Source organism: Paraburkholderia sp. EG286B, from assembly GCF_040965655.1.
In the GTDB taxonomy this organism is placed as follows: Bacteria; Pseudomonadota; Gammaproteobacteria; order Burkholderiales; family Burkholderiaceae; genus Paraburkholderia.
Map to the genome: position 1 here is coordinate 497,407 of NZ_JBFRCF010000004.1, position 23,696 is coordinate 521,102.

The following is a 23,696-nucleotide window of genomic DNA, read 5'->3' on the forward strand; positions in this document are numbered from 1 at the left end:
TTTCCGCAGCGTTTTTCCGGCGGGGCATCAACCTCGCGTGAACCTCGTCACCGCAGACCTATCATGACCCTCATCGTCACCGGCGCGGCCGGCTTCATCGGCAGCAACATCGTCAAGGCGCTGAACGAACGCGGCGAAGACCGCATCATCGCCGTCGACAATCTCACCCGCGCGGACAAGTTCAGGAATCTCGTCGATTGCGAGATCGACGACTACATCGACAAGACCGAGTTCGTCGAGCGCTTTGCGCGCGGCGATTTCGGCGACGTGCGCGCGGTGTTCCACGAAGGCGCCTGTTCGGACACGATGGAAACCGACGGCCGCTACATGATGGACAACAACTTCCGCTATAGCCGCGCCGTGCTCGACGCGTGTCTCGCGCAGCGCGTGCAGTTTCTGTATGCGTCGTCGGCGGCGATTTACGGCGGCTCGACGCGCTTCGTCGAAGAGCGCGAAGTGGAAGCGCCGCTCAATGTGTACGGCTATTCGAAGTTCCTGTTCGACCAGGTGATCCGCCGCGTGCTGCCCACGGCGCAAAGCCAGATTGCGGGCTTTCGCTACTTCAACGTGTATGGTGCGCGCGAAACGCACAAGGCGCGCATGGCGTCGGTGGCGTTCCACAACTTCAACCAGTTCCGCGCCGAAGGCCGCGTGAAGCTGTTCGGCGAATACAACGGTTATGCGCCTGGCGAGCAGACGCGCGACTTCGTCTCCGTCGAGGACGTGGTGAAGGTGAACCTGTTCTTCTTCGATCATCCGGAGAAGACGGGCATCTTCAATCTGGGCAGCGGCCGTGCCCAGCCGTTCAACGACATCGCCACGACCGTGGTGAACACGCTGCGTGCGATGGAAGGCAAGCCTGCGCTCTCGCTCGCGGAGCAGGTCAAGGAAGGGCTGATCGAGTACATCCCGTTCCCGGACGCGTTGCGCGGCAAGTATCAGTGCTTCACGCAGGCGGACCAGTCGAAGCTGCGCGCGGCGGGCTACGACGCGCCGTTCCTGACGGTGCAGGAAGGGGTGGATCGTTACGTACGTTGGCTTTCTGGCCAGGTGTAACGCAAAGCCCTGACTTCATAAACTGGACTCTCCTCGCCGGCGATGGTCGCCGGCGTTTTGAGGGAGATCCAGCATGTTCCGAAAAGTCCTTGCGGCGGCCGCGCTTCTGGCCGTATTCAGCCACGCCTTTGCGGCCGTGGACGTCAACACCGCCAACGAAGACGCGCTTCGCGGCATCAAGGGCGTGGGGCCCGCGCGCGCCAAGGCCATTCTCGACGAGCGCAGCGCGCACGGCCCGTACAAGGATGCCAGTGACCTCGGCAAGCGCGTGAAGGGCATGGGCGGCCATACCGTCGAACGTTTGCAGGCCGAAGGATTGGCGATCGGTCCCGCGAATGCCCATGCAGCACAGGCGAAGGTTGCGCAGGCAACGCCCGCGAAGGCGGGCGCGCCTCAGGCTGCCGTGGCGGTCAAGAAGTAGCAGGCCGCTTGCGCTCGTGTGTTACCCCGCGCGTCGTGCTGCGCCGTCGCGGGGCGCAGTTTCCTTCAGGTGTCGCTCAGGTGATGTCGACCCGCGACGTTGACCCGCGGCCCGGGCCGCGGGCTTTTTGCAGCCCATGATGGTCGAGTCGCCAGCCGGCGTCCATACCGGCGTCATGGGTCCCCTGCGGTCGCTGCCCGCGTGGTTTAGAATCGACGGGTCACGTCATCGCGCCTCACTGCCATCCCCATGCCCTACAAGACCATTGAAGATACGATCGGCAATACCCCGCTCGTGCAACTCGTCCGCATGCCGGACGACGAAATCCGCGCCCGCAACAACGTCGTGCTGGCCAAGCTCGAAGGCAACAACCCGGCTGGGTCGGTGAAGGACCGCCCGGCGCTCTCGATGATCCGTAAAGCCGAAGAGCGCGGCCGCATCAAGCCGGGCGACACGCTCATCGAAGCGACGAGCGGCAATACGGGCATCGCGCTCGCCATGGCGGCGGCTATTCGCGGCTACAAGATGGTGCTCATCATGCCGGAGGACCTCTCGGTCGAGCGCCGCCAGAGCATGGCGGCTTACGGCGCCGAAATCATGCTTACGCCGGTCAAGGGCGGCATGGAATATGCGCGCGACCTCGCCGAACAAATGCAGCGCGACGGCAAGGGCATCATCCTCGACCAGTTCGCCAATCCCGACAATCCGCTTGCGCATTACGAGGCCACCGGCCCGGAAATCTGGCGCGACACCGAAGGGCGTATCACGCACTTCGTCTCGTCGATGGGCACGACCGGCACGATCATGGGCACGTCCCAGTTCCTGAAGGAAAAGAATCAGGCGATCGAGATCGTCGGCGCGCAGCCGGAAGAAGGCTCGCGCATTCCGGGCATTCGCAAGTGGCCCGAAGCGTATATGCCGAAGATTTTCGACCGCAGCCGCGTGGATCGCGTGGAGAACGTGAGCCAGGCCGCCGCCGAGAACATGGCGCGCCGTCTTGCCTCGGTCGAAGGCATTTTCGCGGGTATTTCGTCGGGCGGCGCATGCGAGGTGGCGATGCGTCTTGCGCGCCAGCTCGAGAACGCGACGATCGTGTTCATCGTCTGCGATCGCGGCGACCGGTATCTCTCGACGGGTGTGTTTCCCGCCTGATTGAAGCGTGGACGCAAAAAACGGCCTTCAATGAAGGCCGTTTTGCTTTGTAGCGTTGAAATCAGTTTTGCTGGGCGGGCGGCGTCGTGCCTGTACCATTCGGGGCGCTGTTCATCCCGTTGCCATTGCCATTTCCGTTGCCGCCGTTGATGCCGCCGTTGTCGCCATTTCCGTTCGCGGGGCCCACACCCACGCCCGGCTGCGTCGCCAGCATCTGTGCCTTCACGCGCATGCCCAGCTGATACACCGCGAGCGCATAGAAGAAGCTGCGGTTATAGCGCGTCAGCACGTAAAAATTCTTGAGGCCGAGCTTGTACTCGGTGCCGCGGCCAGGCGAGGGCAGGTCGATCACCGTGACAGGCGTGCTTGCCTCGGCGGCGATATCCACGTCCGGCTGGTCGAGCACGAGGCCCGAGCGCAGCAACTGGCTCAGCGGCCAGCGCGGTTCGGGCTTGCCGTCGGCGGCGGCCTGGGCGATGCCGAGGCTGCCCGCATCGGTGGCGATGTTCCACACCACGGGCCGTCCCGATTCCCAGCCGTTCTGCCGCAGATAGTTCGCCACGCTGCCGATCGCGTCGGCCGTGCTCGCGCGCAGGTCGATGTGATTGTTGCCCTCGTAGTCCACCGCGTACTGCACGATGCTGCTCGGCAGGAACTGCGGAATGCCGATCGCGCCGGTGTACGAGCCTTGCACCGACGACGGATCGATCTGCGCGTCACGCGTCCACACGAGGTAGTCCTCGAGGTTCTTGCGGAACGTCGCCATGCGCTCGGCGCGGTTCGGCGTGTTCGGGTAATCGAAGGCGAGCGTGGTGAGCGCATCGAGCACGCGGAAGTTGCCCATGTAGCGGCCGTAGATCGTCTCCACACCGATGATGCCGACGATCACCTCGGGCGGCACGCCGAACTCTTCCGATGCGCGCTGCAGCGTGGCCTGGTTCGCGCGCCAGAAGCGCACGCCGGCATTGATGCGCACCGGGTCGAGGAAGCGCGCCTGATACGCGCGCCAGTTCTTCACGCCCGGCACGGGCGAGGGCGTGACGAGCTTCACCGCCGTTGCCGAATAGTTCGCGCTCGAGAACAGCGCATGCAGTGCGGTGGGATCGAAGTCGTAGCGCGCCACCATGTCGTTGATGAAACCGTCGACGTCCGGATTGTTCGCGTAGCGCTGCGGGACGATTTCCTCTTCGAACGTCTGGCCCTGCGTCGGCGCTTGCGGCTGTGCCTGCGCGAGCGTGAGCGGCGTCTGTCGCGATTTCGGCGCGGCAGTTTGCGCGCGCGCCGCGCCGGTGCACAACGACGCCGCGACGCAAAGCGCGAGTGCGAGGGTCGTGCGACGTGGACGGCTGGAGGCGGACAGAGCGGTCTTGAGGGTCATGAGAGAGCGGGGGGAGAGCGGTCCAGGAAGAACCCGGGCAGTATAACCGAGCGCCTTACGCGAATTGGGCCGTTGCGCGCCGGCGTGGCGCGTGAGCACCAGGTCGCTGTGGTAACGTGGTGTCTGTTCGCGCGCCAGCCGGCGTGCCGCCAGACTAAAGACAGAAGGAGACCCGCGGCCGCGCGCATGCGCGAAGCCCGCGGCGAGAGCGACTCATGACGACCGGTTTCTTCTCTCACCCCGATTTTCTGCTGCACGAGATGGGCGAATGGCATCCCGAATGCCCCGCGCGTCTGCAGGCCATCGAAGACCAGCTGATCGCGGGCCGCATCGACGCGCTGGTCGAGCGCGACGAATCGGCGCCGCTCGCGACCGAGGTGGACCTCCTGCGCGTGCATACCCAGGCGCACGTCGACTTCATCCGCAACATGGCGCCCAAGGAAGGCTACGCGAGCATCGACCCCGACACGCTGATGAATCCGCACACGTGGCAGGCGGCGCTGCGTGCGGCGGGCGCGGCGATCGCGGCCACCGACGCGGTGCTCGCCGGGCGCTACGAGAACGCATTCTGCAGCGTGCGCCCGCCCGGCCATCACGCGGAGCCCGCGCGCGCGATGGGCTTTTGCTTCTTCAACAACATCGCGATCGCGGCGCGCCATGCACTCGAAGTCCATGGCCTCCAGCGCGTGGCGATCGTCGATTTCGACGTGCATCACGGCAATGGCACCGAGGCGGCGTTCGCGGGCGACTCGCGCGTGCTGATGTGCAGCTTCTTCCAGCATCCGTTCTATCCGTACTCGGGGGCCGAGAATCCGGCGCCGAACATGGTCAATCTGCCGATTGCGGCGCGCACGAAAGGCATGGAAGTGCGCGAGGCCATCGACATCATGTGGCTGCCGCGGCTGCACGAGTTCAAGCCGGAGATGGTGTTCGTTTCGGCGGGCTTCGACGCGCATCGCGAAGACGACCTCGGCAACATGGGGCTCGTGGAGGACGACTTCGCGTGGATCACGGAACAGATTCGCGAGATCGCAGGCCGCTATGCGAAGGGGCGCATCGTGAGCAGCCTCGAAGGCGGCTATAACCTCTCGGCGCTCGGCCGCAGCGTGGTGGCGCATCTGCGCGTGCTGGCGGATATCTAGGCTTTCGGTGCGGCCCTGAGCGCAGACCCGTATCGCACCCATTCGAACGAAGGAGACACGCAACGTGAGTGCCATTCCCTCTTCATCGCCGTCGCTCGTCGAGGTCACACGCGATGCGTACGGTGTGCCAGGCGTCGTGCGCCTCACGCTGAACCGCCCGGATGCGTTCAACGCGCTTTCCGAGGCGCTCATCGATGCATTGCAGGGCGAACTCGCCGCGCTGGCGCAATCCGACGCGCGCGTGGTCGTGATCGCAGCGGCGGGGCGCGCGTTCTGCGCGGGCCACGACCTCAGGGAAATGCGCGCGGCGCCCTCGCACGAGTACTACGCAAAACTGTTCGAGCGCTGCTCGAAGATGATGCTCGCGATTCAAAAGATGCCGCAGCCCGTCATCGCGCGTGTGCAGGGCGTGGCGACGGCGGCGGGCTGCCAGCTCGTCGCGATGTGCGATCTGGCGGTGGCGGCGGACTCGGCGCGCTTTGCGGTATCAGGCATCAATCTGGGGCTCTTTTGCTCGACGCCCGCCGTGCCGCTCTCGCGCAACGTCTCGCGCAAGGCGGCCTTCGAGATGCTGATGACGGGCGAATTCATCGATGCGCAAAAGGCGTTGCGCGAAGGCCTCGTGAACCGCGTGGTTCCCGCCGACGAACTCGACGCCGCCGTGACCGCGCTGGCCGCGAGTATCTGCGCGAAACCGCGCGAGGCGGTCGCGGCAGGCAAGGGGCTCTTCTACCGGCAGCTCGAAATGGGCATCGACGCCGCGTATCAACTGGCCGGGCAGACCATGGCCTGCAACATGATGACCGACCCCGCGCTCGACGGCGTGCAGGCGTTCATCGAGAAACGCGGCGCGAAGTAACACGCCTGGCCGGTCAGCCGTGCCGGTCGATCCAGTCGATCAGCGCGCCAATCACGCGCTCCCGATCGAGGTCGTTGAGCGTTTCGTGGAAGCTGCCTTCATAGAGCGTGAGCGTGCGATCGGGCGATCCCACGTTCGCGCCGAACGCGCGGCTGCCTTCGGGCTCGGTGAGCTTGTCCTCGGTGCCATGCCAGATCAGCACGGGTAGCCGCAGTTGCGCGCGTCCCGCCTCGATGCGCTTCATCGCTTCCAGCAATTGCGCCCCCGTGCGGGCGGGAATCGCGCCGTGATGCACGAGCGGATCGGCGCGATTGGCTTCGACCACGTCGCGCACGCGCGCGAGCAGCGCCGCGTCGATCTTCATCGCCGGAAAGGTCGGCCAGACCGCGCTGATCACGCGGCTCGCGGCGATTTTCCACGCGGGCACGTCGCGGCCCGGCGCGAGTGCCGCGCTCGAAAGCAGCAGGCCCGCGAGCGGCATGCGCGATTGCGGCAGGCGCTCCACGGCGTAGAGCGCGGCGATTGCGCCGCCCATGCTGTGCCCCATCAGGAAGAGCGGAGTGCCCTGTGTGGCGCATTGCGCGCTCGCGTGGGTGAGGAGCGCCTCGGCGTCGTCGAGATATTCGTCGAAGTGTGCGACCCAGGTGCGGCGGCCGGGGGCACGCCCGTGACCGCGCAGATCGATTGCGTAAACATCGATGCCTGCGGCATTCAACCGCGCGGCGAGCGCCGCATAGCGGCCCGCATGTTCCGCCAGGCCATGAACCAGCGCGATGGCCGCGCGCGGCGTCGCGCTCGCGCGCCAGACGTGGAGCGGCAGGTCGACGCCGTCACGCGTACGCAGCGTCGCTTGTCCGGTGTGTTTGGCGGCTTGCGCCATGGCGATGTTCTGACTGGTCTCCATCTCGCTCCCTGTTTGCGCAATTTTCGGCATCAGCCTGTCGGCAGCAGTGTAGCGGCCGTGCGGGCGGCCTCGCGCCGCCAGAACCCTCTAATGCAAACGAGTTATGAAATTATCGAAATTGATTATTAAAAGGAATTTTGCGTGCCAGGGTAAAATGCGCGGCTATATCCAGTCCATCAAACGGCGGCTGTCTGCCGGCGCGACGCGTTTTCCGCTCCTCAAAAGGTGCGGCCTGCGCGAGCGGCGCGCGGCACATCCGCCGTTTTGCTTTTTTCCATGATCGAAATTCGAAACGTGTCCCAGCGCTTCGCCGGCCCACAAGGCTGGATCGAGGCGCTGCACAACGTCAATCTGACGATTCCGCCGGGCGAAGTGTTCGGCATCATCGGGCGCAGCGGCGCAGGCAAGAGCACGCTCGTGCGCACCATCAACCTGCTCACGCGGCCCACCGAAGGCGACATCGTCGTCAACGCTCGCACGCTCACGTCGCTCTCGTCGGCCCAGTTGCGCGAAGCGCGCCGCGAGATCGGCATGATCTTCCAGCACTTCAACCTGCTGTCGTCGCGCACCGTGTTCGACAACGTCGTGCTGCCGCTAGAACTGGCCGGCGTGAAGCGCGCCGAGATCGAAGCGACGGTGCTGCCGCTGCTCGAACTCGTCGGCCTCACCGCCCAGAAAGACCGCTATCCCTCGCAGATCAGCGGCGGCCAGAAGCAGCGCGTGGGCATTGCGCGCGCGCTCGCGAGCAAGCCGAAGGTGCTGCTTTCGGATGAGGCGACCTCGGCGCTCGACCCCGAAACCACGCGCGCGATTCTCGACCTGCTGCGCAAGATCAATCGCGAACTGAACCTGACCATCGTGATGATCACGCACCAGATGGAAGTGATCAAACAGGTCTGCGACCGCGTGGCCGTGCTCGACGCGGGCCGCGTGGTGGAAAGCGGTCCCGTGATCGACGTGTTCCTGCAGCCGCGCCACGAAGTCACGCGCGCGCTGCTCGGCGACGTGATCGCCCAGGAGCTGCCGCCCGCGCTCAAGGCGCGCGTGGCCGAGCATCTCGCGAAGGGCAGCGGCCACTTGCTGCGCCTCGCGTTCAAGGGCACGGGCGTCGACCAGCCGGTTCTCTCGGAGACGATTCGCCGCTTCGAACTCGATTTCAACATCCTGCACGGCCAGATCGACGAGATCCAGGGGCAGGCGTTCGGCTCGCTCGCGGTGCTCGCGGGCGGCGATCCGGTGAAGGTGGCGCAGGCCATGGCGTGGCTGCGCGAACAAGGCGTCGTGGTGGAGGAACTGTCCCATGTGGAGTGAAATGTTCGACATGTTCGTCCAGTCGTTCTGGGAGACGCTCGTCATGGTGGGCATCTCGGGACTCGTGGGCGCGGCCATCGGCCTGCCGCTCGGCGTGCTGCTCTATCTCACCGATCGCAACGGCGTGCTGCAGAACGTCGCCGCGAATCGCGTGATGGGCGTGATCGTCAATGCCGTGCGTTCCACGCCGTTCATCATCCTGCTCGTTGCCGTGATTCCGTTCACGCGTCTCGTGGTGGGCTCGTCGATCGGCACGGCGGCCGCCGTCGTGCCGCTCACCATCGCCGCTGCGCCGTTCATCGCGCGGCTCGTCGAAACGGCGCTGCGCGAAGTCGATCGCGGCCTGATCGAAGCGGCCCAGGCCATGGGCGCGAGCACGAGCCAGATCGTCTTCAAGGTGCTGCTGCCTGAGTCGCTGCCGGGCGTGGTGGCGGGGCTCACCATCACGTTCATCTCGCTCGTCGGCTATTCGGCGATGGCCGGCGCGATCGGCGGCGGCGGTCTTGGCGACCTCGGCATCCGCTACGGCTATCAGCGCTTCGAACCCGAAGTCATGCTGATCGTGGTCGTGATCCTGATCGTGTTCGTGCAGCTCGTGCAGTCGTTCGGCGACTGGCTCGTGCGGCGCCTGAGCCACAAATAAGCCTTAAAACAGGCAGTTTTTCGATCAACATAAAACACAAGACAAAGGTTGGGTATGCAACGTCGTTTCATGATTCGGCTCGCGGCGGCGTTTGGCGCGGCTTCGCTCATCGCACCGCTTGCTGCGCATGCGGACGAAACCATCAGGGTGGGCGTGACGGGCGGCCCGCACGAGCAGGTGATGGAAGTCGTGAAGAGCGTGGCCGCGAAGAACGGCCTGAACATCAAGATCATCGAGTTCTCCGACTATGTGCAGCCGAACGCGGCGCTCGCGGGCGGCGACCTCGACGCCAACAGCTACCAGCACGCGCCGTATCTCGACGCGCAGGTGAAGGATCGCGGCTACAAGCTCATCAAGATTGCGGACACGGTCACGTTCCCGATGGGCATCTACTCGAAGAAGATCAAATCGCTCGCCGAACTGAAGCCGGGCGCCCGCATCGCGGTGCCCAATGATCCGACGAATGGCGGCCGTGCCTTGCTGCTGCTGCAGAGCCAGGGTCTCATCAAGTTGCGCGCCGAGGCAGCGTTGAAGGCGACGCCGCTCGACATCGTGGAAAACCCCAGGAAGCTGAAGATCGTCGAGCTCGACGCCGCACAGATTCCGCGTTCGCTCGACGACGTGGACGCCGCCGCGATCAACACGAACTTCGCCATGCAAGCGGGCCTGAAGCCGAAACAGGACGCGATCGCAATCGAAGACCCGAAGGGGCCGTACGTGAATATCCTCGCGATCCGCGAGGCCGACCGCAACAAGCCCTGGGTGGCGAAACTGGTCGCCGCGTACCACTCGCCGGAAGTGAAGCACTACGTCGAAACGACGTTCGGCGGGGCGGTCATTACCTCCTGGTAAGACCCTCCAGGCCGTGGAATTAGAGATTTTTTCGGCGCCCGGGCTTGATGCCCGGGTTTTTTCCACCGTAAAATCGCACGATCGTTCGCTACTGACGACCGGGGTGCGGCAGCGGTGGTTCGTGAAAATTGCTGGTGGCAGATCGGCCCGACAGGGCTATCGCTATAATGTCCGCCAGGTTGACGTATTCGTAACTTCGGAGCATGTGAATGAAAGTCCTTGTGCCAGTCAAACGCGTAGTCGATTACAACGTGAAGGTTCGTGTGAAGTCGGATGGCACGGGCGTCGACATCGCCAACGTGAAGATGTCGATGAACCCGTTCGACGAAATCGCCGTGGAAGAGGCGGTGCGTCTGAAGGAAGCGGGCGTGGCAACGGAAGTCATCGCCGTTTCGGCGGGCGTGACGCAAGCGCAGGAAACGCTGCGCACGGCGCTGGCCATCGGCGCGGATCGCGCGATCCTCATCGAGTCGAACGAAGACCTGCAGCCGCTGGCTGTGGCCAAGCTGCTGAAGGCGCTGGTCGACAAGGAACAGCCGCAACTGGTCATCCTCGGCAAGCAGGCCATCGACGACGATTCGAACCAGACCGGCCAGATGCTCGCTGCGCTGGCGAACCTGCCGCAGGCTACGTTCGCTTCGAAGGTGGTCGTGGCCGACGGCAAGGCTACTGTGTCGCGCGAAGTGGACGGCGGTGCGGAAACGCTGTCGCTCAAGCTGCCCGCGGTCGTGACGACGGATCTGCGCCTGAACGAGCCGCGCTACGTCACGCTGCCGAACATCATGAAGGCGAAGAAGAAGCCGCTGGAAATCGTGAAGCCGGAAGACCTGGGCGTCGATGTCACGCCGCGTCTGAAGACGCTGAAGGTTGCCGAGCCGCCGAAGCGTAGCGCAGGCGTGAAGGTGCCGGACGTGAAGACGCTGGTCGAGAAGCTGAAGACGGAAGCCAAGGTGCTGTAAGGGGAGCGAAACAAAATGACGAATCTGGTTATTGCCGAACACGACAATCAGTCGATCAAGGCCGCGACGCTGAACACGGTCGCCGCAGCACAGAAAATTGGCGGCGACGTGCACGTGCTGGTCGCGGGCCACAACGCGCAGGCTGCTGCCGACGCCGCCGCGAAGATCGCAGGCGTTGCAAAGGTGCTGCTGGCCGACGCGCCGCAACTCGAGCAGGGTCTCGCGGAGAACGTCGAAGCGACGGTCCTCGCTATTGCGAAGAACTACACGCACATCCTGGCTCCGGCAACGGCAGCGGGCAAGAACGTCACGCCGCGTATCGCCGCGAAGCTCGACGTCGCGCAGATCAGCGATATCACCGCCGTGGATTCGCCGGACACGTTCGAGCGTCCGATCTACGCGGGCAATGCGATCGCAATCGTCCAGTCGAGCGACCCGATCAAGGTGATCACGGTCCGCACGACCGGTTTCGATCCCGTCGCAGCAGAAGGCGGCAGCGCGGCAGTCGAGAAGATCGAAGCCGCAGCAGACAGCGGCCTCACGCAGTTCGTCGGCCGTGAAGTCACGAAGCTCGACCGTCCGGAACTCACGAGCGCGAAGGTCATCGTCTCGGGTGGCCGGGGTCTGGGCAGCGGCGAGAACTACACGAAGGTTCTGGAGCCGCTCGCCGACAAGCTCAACGCCGCCCTCGGCGCCTCGCGCGCAGCCGTCGACGCGGGTTACGTGCCGAACGACTATCAGGTCGGCCAAACCGGCAAGATCGTCGCGCCGCAACTGTACGTTGCAGTCGGCATCTCGGGTGCGATCCAGCATCTGGCCGGCATGAAGGACTCGAAGGTCATCGTCGCGATCAACAAGGACGAAGAAGCACCGATCTTCAGCGTGGCCGATTACGGCCTCGTGGGCGACCTGTTCACGGTCGTGCCGGAACTCGTGAAGGAACTCGGCTGAATCCGGCCGGTGTATCGAGCGACGAGCGCCGCGTATCATGATTGGACGCGTGGCGTGAGACGAAGCAACAAAGGGGCGCCGCGGCGCCCCTTTGTCATTTGAGGAACCGCATACCGACAGGAGGAGACTGAAATGTACCAGGCGCCCACGAGCGACATGCTGTTCGTCATGAAGGAACTGGCCGGCCTCGAAGAAATCGCCAAATTGCCGGGCGGCGAAGACGCCACGCCCGAAACGGTCGAAGCGGTGCTGCACGAAGCCGCGAAGCTATGCGGCGAAGTGCTCGAGCCGTTGAACGCCGAAGGCGACCGCAATCCGAGCCGCTGGGAAAACGGCAACGTGCACGCCACGCCCGGTTTCAAGGCGGCATTCCGGCAATACGTGGAAGGCGGCTGGCAAGGCGTGCAGCATCCTCAGGAATACGAAGGACAAGGCTTGCCGAAGCTCGTCGGCACGCCGTGCGTGGAAATGCTCAATGCGGCGAATCTCTCGTTCGCGCTGTGTCCGCTGCTCACCGACGGCGCCATCGAAGCGCTCCTCACCGCCGGCAGCGAAGCGCAAAAGCAGCGCTTCGTGCCGAAGCTCATCTCCGGCGACTGGACCGGCACGATGAACCTCACCGAGCCGCAGGCGGGCTCCGATCTCGCCGCCGTGCGCACGCGCGCCGAGCCGCAGGGCGACGGCACCTACAAGGTGTTCGGCACGAAGATCTTCATCACGTGGGGCGAGCACGACATGGCGGAGAACATCGTCCATCTCGTACTCGCGCGCACGCCCACGGCGCCCGAAGGCGTGAAGGGCATCTCGCTCTTCATCGTGCCGAAGTTCCTCGTGAACGACGACGGCTCGCCAGGCGCGCGCAACGACGTGCACTGCGTGTCGATCGAACACAAGCTCGGCATCAAGGCGAGCCCGACCGCCGTGCTGCAGTTCGGCGATCATGGCGGCGCGATCGGCCAGTTGATCGGCGAAGAGAATCGCGGCCTCGAATACATGTTCATCATGATGAACGCGGCGCGTTTTGCGGTGGGCATGCAGGGCGTGGCCGTCTCCGATCGCGCGTACCAGAAGGCGCTCGCCTATGCGAAGGAGCGCGTGCAGAGCCGTCCGGTGGACGGTTCCGCGAAAGCGGCGGTGAGCATCATCCATCACCCCGACGTGCGCCGCATGCTCGCCACGATGCGGGCGCTCACCGAAGCCGCGCGTGCGCTCGCTTACGTGGCGGCGGGCGAGAGCGACCGCGCGCATGGCGACCCCGACGAGGCGGCCCGGGCGCGGCATCAGGCGCGCTACGAATACCTGGTGCCGATCGTGAAGGGCTGGAGCACCGAGCTGGCGCTCGAAGTGACGAGCCTCGGCGTGCAGGTGCATGGCGGCATGGGCTTTATCGAGGAAACGGGCGCGGCGCAGTTCTACCGCGACGCGCGCATCCTGCCGATCTACGAGGGCACGACGGCGATTCAGGCAAACGATCTCATCGGGCGCAAGACGCTGCGCGACGGCGGCGCGGCAGCAAAGGCGCTGCTTGCCGATATCGCGCAGACCGTCGACGCGCTAGCCGCACAACAAGGCGCGGCGTTCGAGTCGATGCGTAAGCATCTCGCGGCAGGCAAAGAGGCGCTGGCGTCGGCCGTGGACTTCGTGCTCGCGAAGGCGAAGAGCGATCCGAACGCGGTGTTCGCGGGCAGCGTGCCGTATCTGAAGCTGGCGGGCATCGTGCTGGGCGGCTGGCAGATGGCGCGCGCCATGCTCGCCTCGCAGCGTCTCATGCAGGCGGACCCGAAGTTTCATGGCGCGAAGATCGCCACGGCGCAGTTCTTCGCGCAACACGTCTTGCCGCAGGCGGTGGCGCTCGAAGCGGCGATCGTCAGCGCAAACGGCAGCGAGGGCGTGCTGGCGCTGGCGGAGGATCAGTTCTGACGCAGCCGGGCGCTACTCAAAACGAGAAATGAAACACGGCGCCCTGGAGGCGCCGTGTTCGTTCCCGCAGCGTGGCTGGCTTCAGGCATACGCCGGACGATGCGAGCCTTGCGTGTCGCCGAGATAGCGGTGCACCGAAAGATCGTCGGCGCGGATGGCGGGCTGCTTGCCCGAGATCAGGTCGGCGAGCAACTGGCCCGAGCCGCACGACATCGTCCAGCCGAGCGTGCCGTGACCCGTGTTCAGGAACAGGTTCGAGATCGGCGTGCGGCCGACGACCGGCGTGCCGTCCGGCGTCATCGGGCGCAGACCGGTCCAGAAGGTGGCCTTCGTCGTGTCGCCGCCGCCCGGGAACAGGTCGTTCACGCACATTTCGAGCGTTTCGCGGCGCGCTTGCTTGAGCGTCTTGTCGAAGCCGACGATCTCGGCCATGCCGCCCACGCGGATGCGGTCGTCAAAACGCGTGATCGCGATCTTGTAGGTTTCGTCGAGCACGGTCGAAACCGGCGCGGCACTCGCATTCACGATCGGCGCCGTGATCGAATAGCCCTTGAGCGGATAGACCGGAATCTTCACGAGGCCCGCGAGCAGCTTCGTCGAGAAGGAGCCGAGTGCGACCACGTACGAATCGGCGCGCACCAGCTCGCTGCCGCATTGCACGCCCGCGATCCGGTCGCCCTGCATGGCGAGACCATCGATCGGCGTGTTGTAGCGGAATTTCACGCCCAGTTGTTCGGCCATGGCGGCAAGGCGCGTAGTGAACATCTGGCAGTCGCCGGTTTCGTCGCCGGGCAGCCGCAGGCCGCCCGTGAGCTTGCCCGACACCGCGGCGAGCGCGGGTTCGGCGCGGCCGAGTTCGGCGGCCGTGAGCAGTTCGTACGGAACGTTCGCGTCTTCGAGCACGGCGATGTCCTTCGCCGCGCCTTCGAACTGCTGCTGCGTGCGGAACACCTGGAGCGTGCCGCCCGTGCGGCCTTCATACTGAATGCCCGTGTCGGCGCGCAGCGCCTGCAGGCAGTCGCGGCTGTATTCGGCGAGGCGCACCATGCGGCCCTTGTTGAGCGCGTAGCGCTCGGCCGTGCAGTTCTGCAGCATCTGCCACATCCATTGCAGCTGGAATTTGGTGCCGTCCAGACGAATGGCGAGCGGCGCGTGCTTCTCGAACATCCACTTGATCGCCTTGAGCGGGACGCCCGGCGCGGCCCACGGCGCGGCGTAGCCCGGCGAGATCTGGCCGGCGTTGGCAAAACTGGTTTCGAGCGCGGGACCGGCCTCGCGGTCGATCACCGTGACTTCGTGGCCCGCGCGGGCGAGATACCAGGCGCTGGCCACACCGACCACACCACTGCCCAACACGACGACTCGCATAGCTGCTCCATATAGATTCGTTGAGCTACGCCGCGTTGCCGGGACCCTGGAAGCCGTGTTTTGGCACCGATAGGGAAGAAGGCATGAAATTTCGGGTGTAGCCAGTATTTCTAGCTATGCTATTGTTGTACGTCCAGGTTTTGTTATCGTATTTTTCAGATTTTCGGGAAGAAATCATGAGAACGCAGCGCCAACCGGTCCGTGCGCTCGACCGGCTCGATCACCGCATCCTGAAGCTGCTCCAGGAGGACGGCCGCATGGCCATGAAGGACCTCGCAGAGCAGGTCGGGCTCTCGGTCACGCCGTGCATCGAGCGGGTCAAGCGCATGGAGCGCGACGGCGTGATCACGGGCTACTTCGCACGCGTGAATCCCACGGTGCTGGGTGCGGCGCTGCTCGTGTTCGTGGAGATCACGCTCGACCACAAGAGCGGCAACATGTTCGACCAGTTCCGCCGCGAGGTGCAGAAGATCCCGGAGGTGCTCGAATGCCATCTCGTCTCGGGCGACTTCGACTATCTCATCAAGGCGCGCATCGGCGAGATGGCGGACTACCGCAAGCTGCTCGGCGACATCCTGCTGCAACTGCCGGGCGCCGTGCAGTCGAAGAGCTACGTGGTGATGGAAGAGATCAAGGAGACGCTGACCATCGCCGTGGGGGAATGACGAGGGTCACTGTGGCGGCTGAAAGCGCCCCGTTTTTAGGACTCGACAACGCGGATCGATACTGTATATTTATACAGTATCGATCCGCGTTTTCTTGTCTATTTCGCTCCAGCCGTGACCGACTCCCATCACCCCGATCCCGACGCCTGGTATCCCGTTGCGCCGCCCACGGCGCGCAAGGGGCGCGGGGCGGTCACGAATCTGCAAGGGCGCTACGAAGTCGACCGGCGCGAAGCGTTCGACGACGGCTGGCAGCAGACGGGCGGCGGCGGGGACCATGGCGATGAAACGGGCGAGCCCAGGCTGCGCAGCGAAGTGTTCGAAGAGCGCGCGAAAAGCATCCTCACGCGCAACCAGTCGCCGGACATTCCGTTCAACGTGTCGCTCAATCCCTATCGAGGCTGCGAGCACGGCTGCATCTATTGCTTCGCGCGGCCCACGCACAGTTATCTCGGCCTCTCGCCGGGGCTCGATTTCGAGAGCCGTATCTACGCCAAGGTCAATGCGGCGGAGTTGCTCGCGCGGGAAATCGCCAAGCCGTCGTACGAGCCCGAGCCGATCGCGCTGGGCGTGAATACCGACGCCTGGCAACCGGTGGAGCGCGACCTGCGCATCACGCGCCGCGTGGTCGAAGTGCTGGCCGAACGGCAGCATCCGTTCGCGGCCATCACGAAATCCTCGCTGATCGAGCGCGATCTCGACCTCCTCGCGCCGATGGCCGCGCGCAAGCAGTTCATGGCGGCAATCACGATCACCACGCTCGACGCCGATATCGCCCGCACGCTCGAACCCCGTGCGGCGACACCCGCGCGGCGGCTGCGCACCATCCGCACGCTAGCTGAAGCCGGTGTGCCGGTGGGCGTGAGCATCGCACCCGTAATCCCGTTCGTGACCGAGCCCGACATGGAGCGCGTGCTAGAAGCCTGCGCCGAGGCCGGTGCGACAAGCGCAAGCTACATCGTGCTGCGCCTGCCATGGGAGGTCGCGCCGCTGTTCCAGGACTGGCTGGCGGCGCACTTCCCGCAGCGTGCGGAGCGCGTGATGAGCCGCGTGCGCGATATGCGCGGCGGCAAGGACTACGAGTCGGCGTTTTCGCAGCGCATGAAGGGCACGGGGCTATGGGCCGACCTGCTCAAGCAGCGCTTTCACAATGCCGTGCGGCGCCTCGGGCTCAACGAGCGGCGTCACGGCATTCTGGACATGTCGGCGTTCGTGCAGTCGAAGACCGTGCGCGAGAAGCCGCAGCTCGACCTGTTCTGAGCCGTTACTGCGCGATTTACGGCGCGATTTACTGCGAGATCGCCTTCGCGGCCTCGACCTGCGACTCGAAGTACGTTTGAAACGAAAGTGCGAGTCCCGTCATCAGCAGGAACGCGCCAATCAGCAGCGAGAAGATCACGACGAAGATCACCGTCCAGCCCGAGCGGCTCGTGCGGCCTTGCTCCACGAACGCGGCGTTGAACTGCGCGTCCCATTTGGCGTCGGGGCGCAGCCCGTAGACGATCGCCGCCAGAAACGCCGAGATGACCGACACCGCGCCGATCACGGCGAGCACCCAGCCGGCAATCGACGCGCGTTCGGTGGCGACGAGCAGCATCACGCCCGGAAGGCCGATGAGCGTGCCGAGCAAATGCGCCCAGCCCCACACGTCGCGTGGGCCGTATAGATAGAAGCGGTGTGCGCCGAGACTGCCAAACAGGAAGGCGAGGGCGGCGGTGAGCGTCTTGGAGCGAAAGCGTGCGGGGTTCTTGTCGTTGGGCATGGGCTCGGGCGAAACGTGGGCGTTCGGCCGTCATGAGCGCATTACGTCAAACACACACGGGCCGCCGGGCATTGTATGCCGCACGCCGCGCTTGCAGCACAAGCGCACGCTTATGCCCGGCACCATGCCTGCCCGCGTCACGGTTTCGTGTAGGTCACGCGATAGATCGCGCCCGCATAGTCGTCGCTGACAAGGAGCGATCCGTCGGGCAGCGGCAGCACGTCGGCGGGGCGGCCCCATTGGGTTTCGTCGGCGTTGAGCCAGCCCTGCGCGAACACTACCTGGTGCGCGTTCGTGCCGTCGGGGTTGGCGCTCACGCGCACCACGCGATAGCCGACCTTCTTGCTGCGGTTCCACGAGCCGTGCTCGGCGATGAACATGCTGTTCTTATAGTCGGCCGGGAACATCGAACCGGTGTAGAAGCGCATGCCGAGCGACGCCACATGCGCGCCGAGTTTGAGGACCGGGGGCGTGAAAGCGCTGCACGGATGGCCTGCGCCGAACTCGGGGTCGGCGACGTTGCCGCCGTGACAATAGGGAAAGCCGAAGTCCGCGCCCCCATGCGCGAGGCGGTTGAGCTTGTCGTCGGGGATGTCGTCGCCGAGCATGTCGCGGCCGTTGTCGGTGAACCAGAGTTCGTGCGTCTGCGGATGCCACGCGAAGCCGACCGTGTTGCGCACGCCGCGGGCGATAGTCTCGTAGTGCGAGCCGTCGGGGTCCATGCGCCCGATCATCGCGAAGTGCACGCGCTGCGGGTCGCTGGCCGGCAGGCAGACGTTGCACGGCGCGCCTTGCGGCACGTAGAGCTTGCCGTCGGGGCCGAAGGCGATGAACTTCCAGCCGTGGTGGTGCTCGCTGGGCAGCGAATCCGTGACGACGACGGCTTTGGGCGGATCGTCGAGATGGCGGTCGATGTCGTCGAGCCGCACGATCGACGACACCGCCGAGACATACAATTCGCCGTTGCGCCAGGCCACGCCCACCGGCATCGTCAGTCCCGAGGCCACGATATGGCGCTTGATGGCCTTGCCGTCCCTGAGTTCGAGTGCGTAGACGTCACCGCCCATACTCCCCACATACAGGAGGGTGCCGTTGCCCGACAGCGTCATTTCGCGTGCGCCGGGCACGTCGGCGGACAGCACCTCGATGTGGAAGCCCGGTGGCAGCTTGATGCGGTCGATCGGAAGCGCCGCGTGAGCGAGCGGTGCCGCGAGCAGGGCGGCGGCAAGGACGAGCCATGCCGCTGCCAGGCGTCTGGCCGTCTCGCGAGACACTGGGAAAAGCGAGCCGTTACCCATGCCGCGGCCGCCACCGCGACGCGGCCATTGCACGAGTCGTCTGAAAGTCGCCACAATTCGCTCCAGGGCCCGCCCGTCGCGGGCATGGGCCGCAGTTTGACCGCTGTGTCTTGCCGCTTTCTGCGCGCCGGCGCGCAATTTCCCGTTAAGTGTTTGTTATGCCTCCGGTTTCGGGCTATAATCGCATGTTTCAGTAGTCCCGAACCCCCGGTTTTCAAGGATTTTAGTATGGTCATCATCCGTCTGGCACGCGGCGGCTCGAAGAAGCGCCCGTTCTACAACATCGTCGCAACCGACTCGCGCAACCGTCGCGACGGCCGTTTCATCGAGCGCGTGGGCTTCTACAACCCGGTCGCTACCAAGGGTGAAACGCTGCGTATCGCTCAAGATCGCGTGACGTACTGGAAGGAAAACGGCGCGCAAATGTCGCCGGCCGTCGAGCGCCTCGTGAAGGAAGCGCAAAAGACCGCCGCCGCTGCGCCGGCTGCTTAAGTCATTAAGCGTCTTTTCAGTCCGTTGTCCGTGTTTTGCCCGCGTACGCGCTGCATGATCCGCGTATGCAATATCAAGCTGGTCGCAAGGGGTGCCGATGTCCGCGCATGACGCCAAATCTGCCGTAGAGGCGAACGACGCGTCGGAACGCGGGGCGCCCGAAGTTGCGACCGGCGGCGCCGGCAAGGCTGCCGCCCGCGGCGCGCCGTCGTTTGGCGCGTTCGTGCGCAAGCCTGCACGCGAGAGCGCCGCGAAAGCTGCGCCCGCAGGTGAGAGTCTGCGCGCCGAAACCGAAGCGAGCTGGCCGGCCGACGCCGTTGAAGTCGGTGCCGTGATCGACGCCTATGGCCTCAAGGGCTGGCTGAAGATCGCGCCGCACGCGCAGGACGGCCGCGCGTTGCTTTCCGCCAGGCGCTGGTGGCTCCTCAAGGGCCGCGAGGGTCAGGCGCATCGCGAGCGTCATTCCGCGGTGCGCGTGAGCGCCAAGGTTCATGGTGACAGCGTCGTTGGCCAGCTTTCGGGCCTGGACGACCGCGATGCCGCGCTGCTGTTGCGCGGCGCGCGCGTGTATGTGAGCCGGGCCGAATTCCCGGCGCCCGCAGCCGATGAATATTACTGGGTCGACCTGATCGGCCTCGATGTCGCCAATGAGGCGGGTGTCGAGCTCGGCAAGGTTGCCGACCTGATCGACAATGGCGCGCAATCGGTGTTGCGTGTCACGTACGCGTCCACAGACAAGGATGGCAAGCCGGCCACCGGCGAGCGCCTGATCCCGTTCGTGGGCGTGTTCGTAAAGACGGTGGACCTGGCGGCGAAGCGTATCGTCGTCGACTGGGAAGCCGACTACTAGGCACCGCGGCAACGCTGTGCTGTGGCAACCCCGCCGCGCGCCCTGATTCAATTTCGCTGAACGGAGAGAGCGATGCAGTTCGATGTCGTCACGCTCTTTCCCGAGATGTTCCGCGCGCTGACCGACTGGGGCATTACCAGCCGGGCGGCGAAGCAGCAGCGTTACACGTTGCGCACGTGGAATCCGCGTGATTTCACGACCGACAACTACCGCACGATCGACGACCGCCCCTACGGCGGCGGCCCCGGCATGGTCATGCTGGCCAGGCCGCTCGAAGCGGCGATCGACGCGGCGCAGGCCGCGCAGGCGCAAGCCGGCGTGAGCGCCCCGCGTGTGCTGCTGATGTCGCCGCAAGGCAAGCCGCTCACGCACGAACGCGTCATGCAGTTCGCGCAGGAGCCGGGCCTCGTGATGTTGTGCGGCCGCTATGAAGCGATCGACCAGCGTCTCGTCGACCGCTGCGTGGACGAAGAAGTGAGCCTCGGCGACTTCGTGCTCTCGGGGGGCGAATTGCCCGCGATGGCCTTGATGGACGCCGTGGTGCGCAACCTGCCGGGCGTGCTGGGCGATGCGCTTTCGGCGGTGCAGGACAGCTTCGTCGACGGTTTGCTCGACTGCCCGCATTACACGCGCCCCGAGGAATACGACGGCGTGCGCGTGCCCGATGTGCTGCTTGGCGGCCATCATGCGGAAATCGAGCAGTGGCGTCGCCGCGAGGCGTTGCGCAACACGTGGAACAAGCGGCCCGATCTGATCGCGCGGGCCAGAAAGAACAAGATGTTGAGCCGGGCCGACGAGGCGTGGCTCGCTAGTCTCGCGAAGGGCGCGGACGAAGCGTAAGGCTTCGGGCGTGCGCGACAAGGGGCGCAAAAGGCGGTGCCGCTTCATGCGTGAACGGCGCCAGTTGTGAATCCATCCTCTATCGGGGCCGTAGTGCAGGCAACCCTGCACAGGTACGAACGCCGACAAGATGGCATACGGAGTCAATCCATGAATCTGATTGAAAAACTCGAGCAGGAAGAAATCCAGCGCGTGCTGGGCGAGAAGACCATCCCCGAATTCGCTCCCGGCGATACGGTGATCGTCAACGTGAACGTGGTTGAAGGTAACCGCAAGCGCGTTCAGGCATACGAAGGCGTCGTGATCGCGAAGCGTAACCGCGGCCTGAACTCGTCGTTCATCGTGCGCAAGATCTCGTCGGGCGAAGGCGTCGAGCGTACGTTCCAGACGTACTCGCCGCTGCTGGCCAGCATCGTGGTGAAGCGTCGCGGCGACGTGCGTCGCGCGAAGCTGTACTACCTGCGCAACCTGTCGGGCAAGAAGGCACGTATCAAGGAAAAGCTGGTGTCGAAAGACCGTGCAGCTGCTCCGGCCGACCAGGCGTAAAAGCTGTAAGAAAGAAGCACCCTCCGGGGTGCTTTTTTCTTTTTGGCCGCAAAATAATCTCGTGTACGTGTCATCCGGGACGCCCGTTGATCCGCCCAGTATTTGAACCCGAAAGCCTGCCGATCGAATCGACGGGCGCGAGCCTTCCGCAGGTCGCCGCGGAACGCCTGACTGCCGCCGGCTTGCGCACGCGCTTCGAGCAGCGCCTGCCGTGGGACCCCGAACCCCAGGAAGCCCGTCTGTTCGAGATGCGCGATCCGCGCGAGGCCGCCGTGCTGATGCCCATCGCCATGCGCCCGGGCGGCCTGACCGTGCTGCTCACCCAGCGCGCCGACAACCTCAGCAATCACGCGGGCCAGGTGAGCTTTCCCGGCGGCAGCCGCGAACCTTCCGACCCTACGCCCATCGCCGCCGCGCTGCGCGAGGCGCACGAGGAAGTGAACCTCGACCCCGCGCGCGTCGAGGTGCTCGGCGCGTTGCCCGACTACCTGACCGGCACGGGCTTCAGAGTCACGCCCGTGGTCGGTCTCGTGCACGAGCCGTTCAGTCTCGCGGCGGACTCGCTCGAAGTGGCGAGCATCTTCGAGGTGCCGCTGAGCTTTCTCATGAACCCGGTGCATCACCAGGTGCGTGTGTTCCGCTGGGAAGGCGGCGAGCGGCGCTTCTATGCGATGCCGTATCCGGACCGCCATTCGCCGGACCACAACGTGCCCGAACCCGTCATCGCTTCCGGCGTCGGGTCCTCGCACTTCATCTGGGGGGCGACGGCGGGCATGCTGCGCAACTTCTACCGTTTCCTGCTCGCGTAACACGTCTGACGGCGCGTGCAAGCACCGCCGTGCACTGTTGCGAGTTTGCCGCCCGAATTGCCGGCGATGGTCAGGCACATCTGGCCCTGTGATATCGTTGCAACACTTTCATAAAACCCCTTTCGCAACCCGATCTGCACGGCGCGTCGCATGACCTTCTTTTCCGTATTGCTGGCTCTCGTCATCGAACAGGTGCGGGCGCTGTCGCCCAATAATCCGGTCATGGCGCTCGTGCGCCTCAATGCGGAGTGGGCCGCTCACGGCTTCGACGCCGGCAAGCAGAAACATGGCCTCATCGCTTGGCTCGTGGTCGTGCTGCCGTGGACGCTTGCCACGGCGCTCGTCTACTACGTGCTGTACCACATCAGCTTCGTGCTGGCGTTCCTGTGGAACGTGGTGGTCGTGTACTTCACGCTCGGCTTTCGCCAGTTCAGCCACTATTTCACCGACATCCATCTCGCGCTGAACAACGACGACGTGCCGCGCGCGCGTGAAATCCTCCATGAATGGACCGGCATCGACGCCGTGGACATGCCCGTGAGCGAGATCGTGCGCCACACGCTGATTCACGCGGTGATCGCCTCGCACCGGCACGTGTTCGGCGTGTTCTTCTGGTTTCTCGTGCCGATCGGGCCCGCGGGCGCCGTGCTGTACCGCATCGCCGAATACCTCGCGCGCGAGTGGGCGCGTCCGGCCGAGGACCGCACCGAGGCTTTCTCGAACTTCGCGCAGCATGTGTTTTTCGTGATCGACTGGGTGCCGGCGCGCCTTACGTCGCTGGGCTTTGCGATCGTCGGCAACTTCGAGGACGCGATCTACTCCTGGCGCAACCACACGAACCAGTGGCCCGACACCAACGAAGGCGTGCTGCTCGCCACCGGCAGCGGCGCGCTGGGCGCGCGGCTTTCTGGCCCGCTCGCCGAGCAGTCCAGCGTCGATGTGCTCGCGCAGCCGGGCGAGGGCGGTCCGTACACGGTGGGCGACGACTGCACGCCGCGCACGCTGCAATCGGCCGTGGGCCTCGTGTGGCGCGCCGTGATCCTGTGGATGATCCTGCTGCTCATGCTGACGATCGCCGTCTGGCTCTGAGCGCCGCAGTGCAGCGCTGAGTCGTAGAAATCCAAATGGGCCGCTTCCAGCGGCCCATTTACGTTTGGGTCAGCACCTGACGTCACTCGTCGCGCACGTCGCGATCGCGTCCGCAATTCCAGCACACGGTGAACTGCGCTTCGAGCACCTCGCCGCAGCGCGCGCAGCGCCACGTCGGCGAGCCCGGCGGCGGGCCGCTCACCGCTTCGTCGATCAGCCGCCGGGCGAGCTTTTCGTCGCGTTCGTCGACGAGCCAGAGTTCGGGCGCGCACTGCTCGGCCGGAATCTCGCCCATCGCGCCGCTCAGGTAGCGGTTGTGCAGCTCGCAGGGCACGCCCGCCGTCGCCAGGATGTTCATCCAGTGCTGGGCGATCAGCAGATTCGGCGCGCGCACGAGCTTGAGCATAGGCGTTTTGCGGGCAGGCGGCG

At 65.1% G+C, this 23,696-nt stretch carries 25 protein-coding genes; 19 read left to right on the forward strand and 6 right to left on the reverse strand.

Annotation, left to right across the window (positions count from 1 at the left end):
• Positions 1 to 63: 63 nt before the first annotated feature.
• The 3 genes from rfaD to cysM all read left to right on the forward strand — a co-directional run bounded on the left by rfaD (position 64) and on the right by cysM (position 2,629).
• Complete coding sequence (gene rfaD, locus AB4Y42_RS11165) at positions 64 to 1,056, forward strand: ADP-glyceromanno-heptose 6-epimerase (protein ID WP_368616012.1); 993 nt, start codon at positions 64 to 66, stop codon at positions 1,054 to 1,056.
• Between the two features lie 73 nt (positions 1,057 to 1,129).
• Complete coding sequence (locus AB4Y42_RS11170; protein WP_069262634.1) at positions 1,130 to 1,477, forward strand: helix-hairpin-helix domain-containing protein; 348 nt, start codon at positions 1,130 to 1,132, stop codon at positions 1,475 to 1,477.
• A gap of 249 nt (positions 1,478 to 1,726) precedes the next feature.
• Positions 1,727 to 2,629 (forward strand): cysteine synthase CysM, encoded by a 903-nt coding sequence (cysM, locus tag AB4Y42_RS11175; RefSeq protein ID WP_368686668.1) that lies wholly within the window; start codon positions 1,727 to 1,729, stop codon positions 2,627 to 2,629.
• Between the two features lie 61 nt (positions 2,630 to 2,690).
• On the opposite strand, the gene mltB is transcribed toward cysM, so the two are convergent.
• The gene (gene mltB / locus AB4Y42_RS11180; RefSeq protein WP_368686667.1) at positions 2,691 to 4,007 is read right to left on the reverse strand and encodes a lytic murein transglycosylase B; all 1,317 of its coding nucleotides are present in this window, start codon (positions 4,005 to 4,007) and stop codon (positions 2,691 to 2,693) included.
• A gap of 215 nt (positions 4,008 to 4,222) precedes the next feature.
• Between mltB and AB4Y42_RS11185 the strand changes: the two genes are divergently transcribed.
• Positions 4,223 to 5,149, forward strand: coding sequence for a histone deacetylase family protein (locus AB4Y42_RS11185; RefSeq protein ID WP_368694169.1), 927 nt, complete (start codon positions 4,223 to 4,225; stop codon positions 5,147 to 5,149).
• A 64-nt stretch (positions 5,150 to 5,213) separates the two neighbouring features.
• Positions 5,214 to 6,008: an enoyl-CoA hydratase gene (locus AB4Y42_RS11190; RefSeq protein WP_368686665.1), complete on the forward strand. Its 795-nt coding sequence runs from the start codon at positions 5,214 to 5,216 to the stop codon at positions 6,006 to 6,008.
• Positions 6,009 to 6,021: 13 nt separating this feature from the next.
• Here AB4Y42_RS11190 and AB4Y42_RS11195 read toward each other — a convergent pair whose 3' ends face one another.
• Complete coding sequence (locus AB4Y42_RS11195) at positions 6,022 to 6,852, reverse strand: lysophospholipase (RefSeq protein ID WP_368694221.1); 831 nt, start codon at positions 6,850 to 6,852, stop codon at positions 6,022 to 6,024.
• A 336-nt stretch (positions 6,853 to 7,188) separates the two neighbouring features.
• On the opposite strand from AB4Y42_RS11195, the gene AB4Y42_RS11200 reads away from it, so the two are divergent.
• The 6 genes from AB4Y42_RS11200 to AB4Y42_RS11225 all read left to right on the forward strand — a co-directional run bounded on the left by AB4Y42_RS11200 (position 7,189) and on the right by AB4Y42_RS11225 (position 13,548).
• Positions 7,189 to 8,223 (forward strand): methionine ABC transporter ATP-binding protein, encoded by a 1,035-nt coding sequence (locus tag AB4Y42_RS11200; protein WP_368694170.1) that lies wholly within the window; start codon positions 7,189 to 7,191, stop codon positions 8,221 to 8,223.
• A complete protein-coding gene (locus tag AB4Y42_RS11205; RefSeq protein ID WP_324149911.1) occupies positions 8,213 to 8,866 on the forward strand; it encodes a methionine ABC transporter permease in 654 nt (217 codons plus the stop codon). The genes AB4Y42_RS11200 and AB4Y42_RS11205 overlap by 11 nt, the downstream gene beginning before the upstream one ends.
• Positions 8,867 to 8,920: 54 nt before the next feature.
• The gene (locus tag AB4Y42_RS11210; protein ID WP_368694171.1) at positions 8,921 to 9,718 is read left to right on the forward strand and encodes a MetQ/NlpA family ABC transporter substrate-binding protein; all 798 of its coding nucleotides are present in this window, start codon (positions 8,921 to 8,923) and stop codon (positions 9,716 to 9,718) included.
• A gap of 209 nt (positions 9,719 to 9,927) precedes the next feature.
• Entirely contained in the window at positions 9,928 to 10,677 is a 750-nt protein-coding gene (locus AB4Y42_RS11215; protein ID WP_368686662.1) for an electron transfer flavoprotein subunit beta/FixA family protein, read from the forward strand.
• Between the two features lie 15 nt (positions 10,678 to 10,692).
• Entirely contained in the window at positions 10,693 to 11,628 is a 936-nt protein-coding gene (locus AB4Y42_RS11220) for an electron transfer flavoprotein subunit alpha/FixB family protein (protein ID WP_368694172.1), read from the forward strand.
• A gap of 132 nt (positions 11,629 to 11,760) precedes the next feature.
• Entirely contained in the window at positions 11,761 to 13,548 is a 1,788-nt protein-coding gene (locus tag AB4Y42_RS11225) for an acyl-CoA dehydrogenase (RefSeq protein ID WP_368694173.1), read from the forward strand.
• A gap of 81 nt (positions 13,549 to 13,629) precedes the next feature.
• Here AB4Y42_RS11225 and AB4Y42_RS11230 read toward each other — a convergent pair whose 3' ends face one another.
• On the reverse strand, positions 13,630 to 14,916 hold the full coding sequence (locus AB4Y42_RS11230) for a D-amino acid dehydrogenase (RefSeq protein ID WP_368694174.1): 1,287 nt from the start codon (positions 14,914 to 14,916) through the stop codon (positions 13,630 to 13,632).
• 176 nt (positions 14,917 to 15,092) lie between these two features.
• On the opposite strand from AB4Y42_RS11230, the gene AB4Y42_RS11235 reads away from it, so the two are divergent.
• Together AB4Y42_RS11235 and AB4Y42_RS11240 are read left to right on the forward strand one after the other, a co-directional pair.
• Positions 15,093 to 15,581 carry an Lrp/AsnC ligand binding domain-containing protein gene (locus AB4Y42_RS11235; RefSeq protein WP_028206748.1) on the forward strand — a complete coding sequence of 163 codons (489 nt, stop codon included), beginning with the start codon at positions 15,093 to 15,095 and terminating at the stop codon, positions 15,579 to 15,581.
• Positions 15,582 to 15,695: 114 nt separating this feature from the next.
• The gene (locus AB4Y42_RS11240) at positions 15,696 to 16,841 is read left to right on the forward strand and encodes a PA0069 family radical SAM protein (protein WP_368694175.1); all 1,146 of its coding nucleotides are present in this window, start codon (positions 15,696 to 15,698) and stop codon (positions 16,839 to 16,841) included.
• 28 nt (positions 16,842 to 16,869) lie between these two features.
• Here AB4Y42_RS11240 and AB4Y42_RS11245 read toward each other — a convergent pair whose 3' ends face one another.
• Both AB4Y42_RS11245 and AB4Y42_RS11250 read right to left on the reverse strand, forming a co-directional pair.
• Positions 16,870 to 17,343 carry an NINE protein gene (locus AB4Y42_RS11245; protein ID WP_368694176.1) on the reverse strand — a complete coding sequence of 158 codons (474 nt, stop codon included), beginning with the start codon at positions 17,341 to 17,343 and terminating at the stop codon, positions 16,870 to 16,872.
• A gap of 137 nt (positions 17,344 to 17,480) precedes the next feature.
• Positions 17,481 to 18,695 carry a sorbosone dehydrogenase family protein gene (locus tag AB4Y42_RS11250; RefSeq protein WP_368694177.1) on the reverse strand — a complete coding sequence of 405 codons (1,215 nt, stop codon included), beginning with the start codon at positions 18,693 to 18,695 and terminating at the stop codon, positions 17,481 to 17,483.
• Positions 18,696 to 18,869: 174 nt separating this feature from the next.
• Here AB4Y42_RS11250 and rpsP point away from each other — a divergent pair, with 174 nt between their 5' ends.
• The 6 genes from rpsP to AB4Y42_RS11280 all read left to right on the forward strand — a co-directional run bounded on the left by rpsP (position 18,870) and on the right by AB4Y42_RS11280 (position 23,267).
• Entirely contained in the window at positions 18,870 to 19,133 is a 264-nt protein-coding gene (gene rpsP, locus AB4Y42_RS11255; RefSeq protein WP_028206744.1) for a 30S ribosomal protein S16, read from the forward strand.
• A gap of 97 nt (positions 19,134 to 19,230) precedes the next feature.
• Positions 19,231 to 19,983, forward strand: a complete 753-nt coding sequence (rimM, locus tag AB4Y42_RS11260) for a ribosome maturation factor RimM (RefSeq protein WP_368686657.1) — start codon at positions 19,231 to 19,233, stop codon at positions 19,981 to 19,983.
• 72 nt (positions 19,984 to 20,055) lie between these two features.
• Positions 20,056 to 20,823: a tRNA (guanosine(37)-N1)-methyltransferase TrmD gene (gene trmD / locus AB4Y42_RS11265; RefSeq protein WP_368686656.1), complete on the forward strand. Its 768-nt coding sequence runs from the start codon at positions 20,056 to 20,058 to the stop codon at positions 20,821 to 20,823.
• Positions 20,824 to 20,973: 150 nt separating this feature from the next.
• Positions 20,974 to 21,369 carry a 50S ribosomal protein L19 gene (gene rplS, locus AB4Y42_RS11270; RefSeq protein ID WP_028206741.1) on the forward strand — a complete coding sequence of 132 codons (396 nt, stop codon included), beginning with the start codon at positions 20,974 to 20,976 and terminating at the stop codon, positions 21,367 to 21,369.
• 86 nt (positions 21,370 to 21,455) lie between these two features.
• On the forward strand, positions 21,456 to 22,178 hold the full coding sequence (locus tag AB4Y42_RS11275; RefSeq protein ID WP_368694178.1) for a CoA pyrophosphatase: 723 nt from the start codon (positions 21,456 to 21,458) through the stop codon (positions 22,176 to 22,178).
• Between the two features lie 150 nt (positions 22,179 to 22,328).
• Complete coding sequence (locus tag AB4Y42_RS11280) at positions 22,329 to 23,267, forward strand: CobD/CbiB family protein (protein WP_028206739.1); 939 nt, start codon at positions 22,329 to 22,331, stop codon at positions 23,265 to 23,267.
• An 82-nt stretch (positions 23,268 to 23,349) separates the two neighbouring features.
• Here the strand turns inward: AB4Y42_RS11280 and AB4Y42_RS11285 are convergent, their stop codons facing one another.
• Positions 23,350 to 23,673, reverse strand: a complete 324-nt coding sequence (locus AB4Y42_RS11285) for a DUF2007 domain-containing protein (RefSeq protein WP_321912620.1) — start codon at positions 23,671 to 23,673, stop codon at positions 23,350 to 23,352.
• Positions 23,674 to 23,696: the final 23 nt, after the last annotated feature.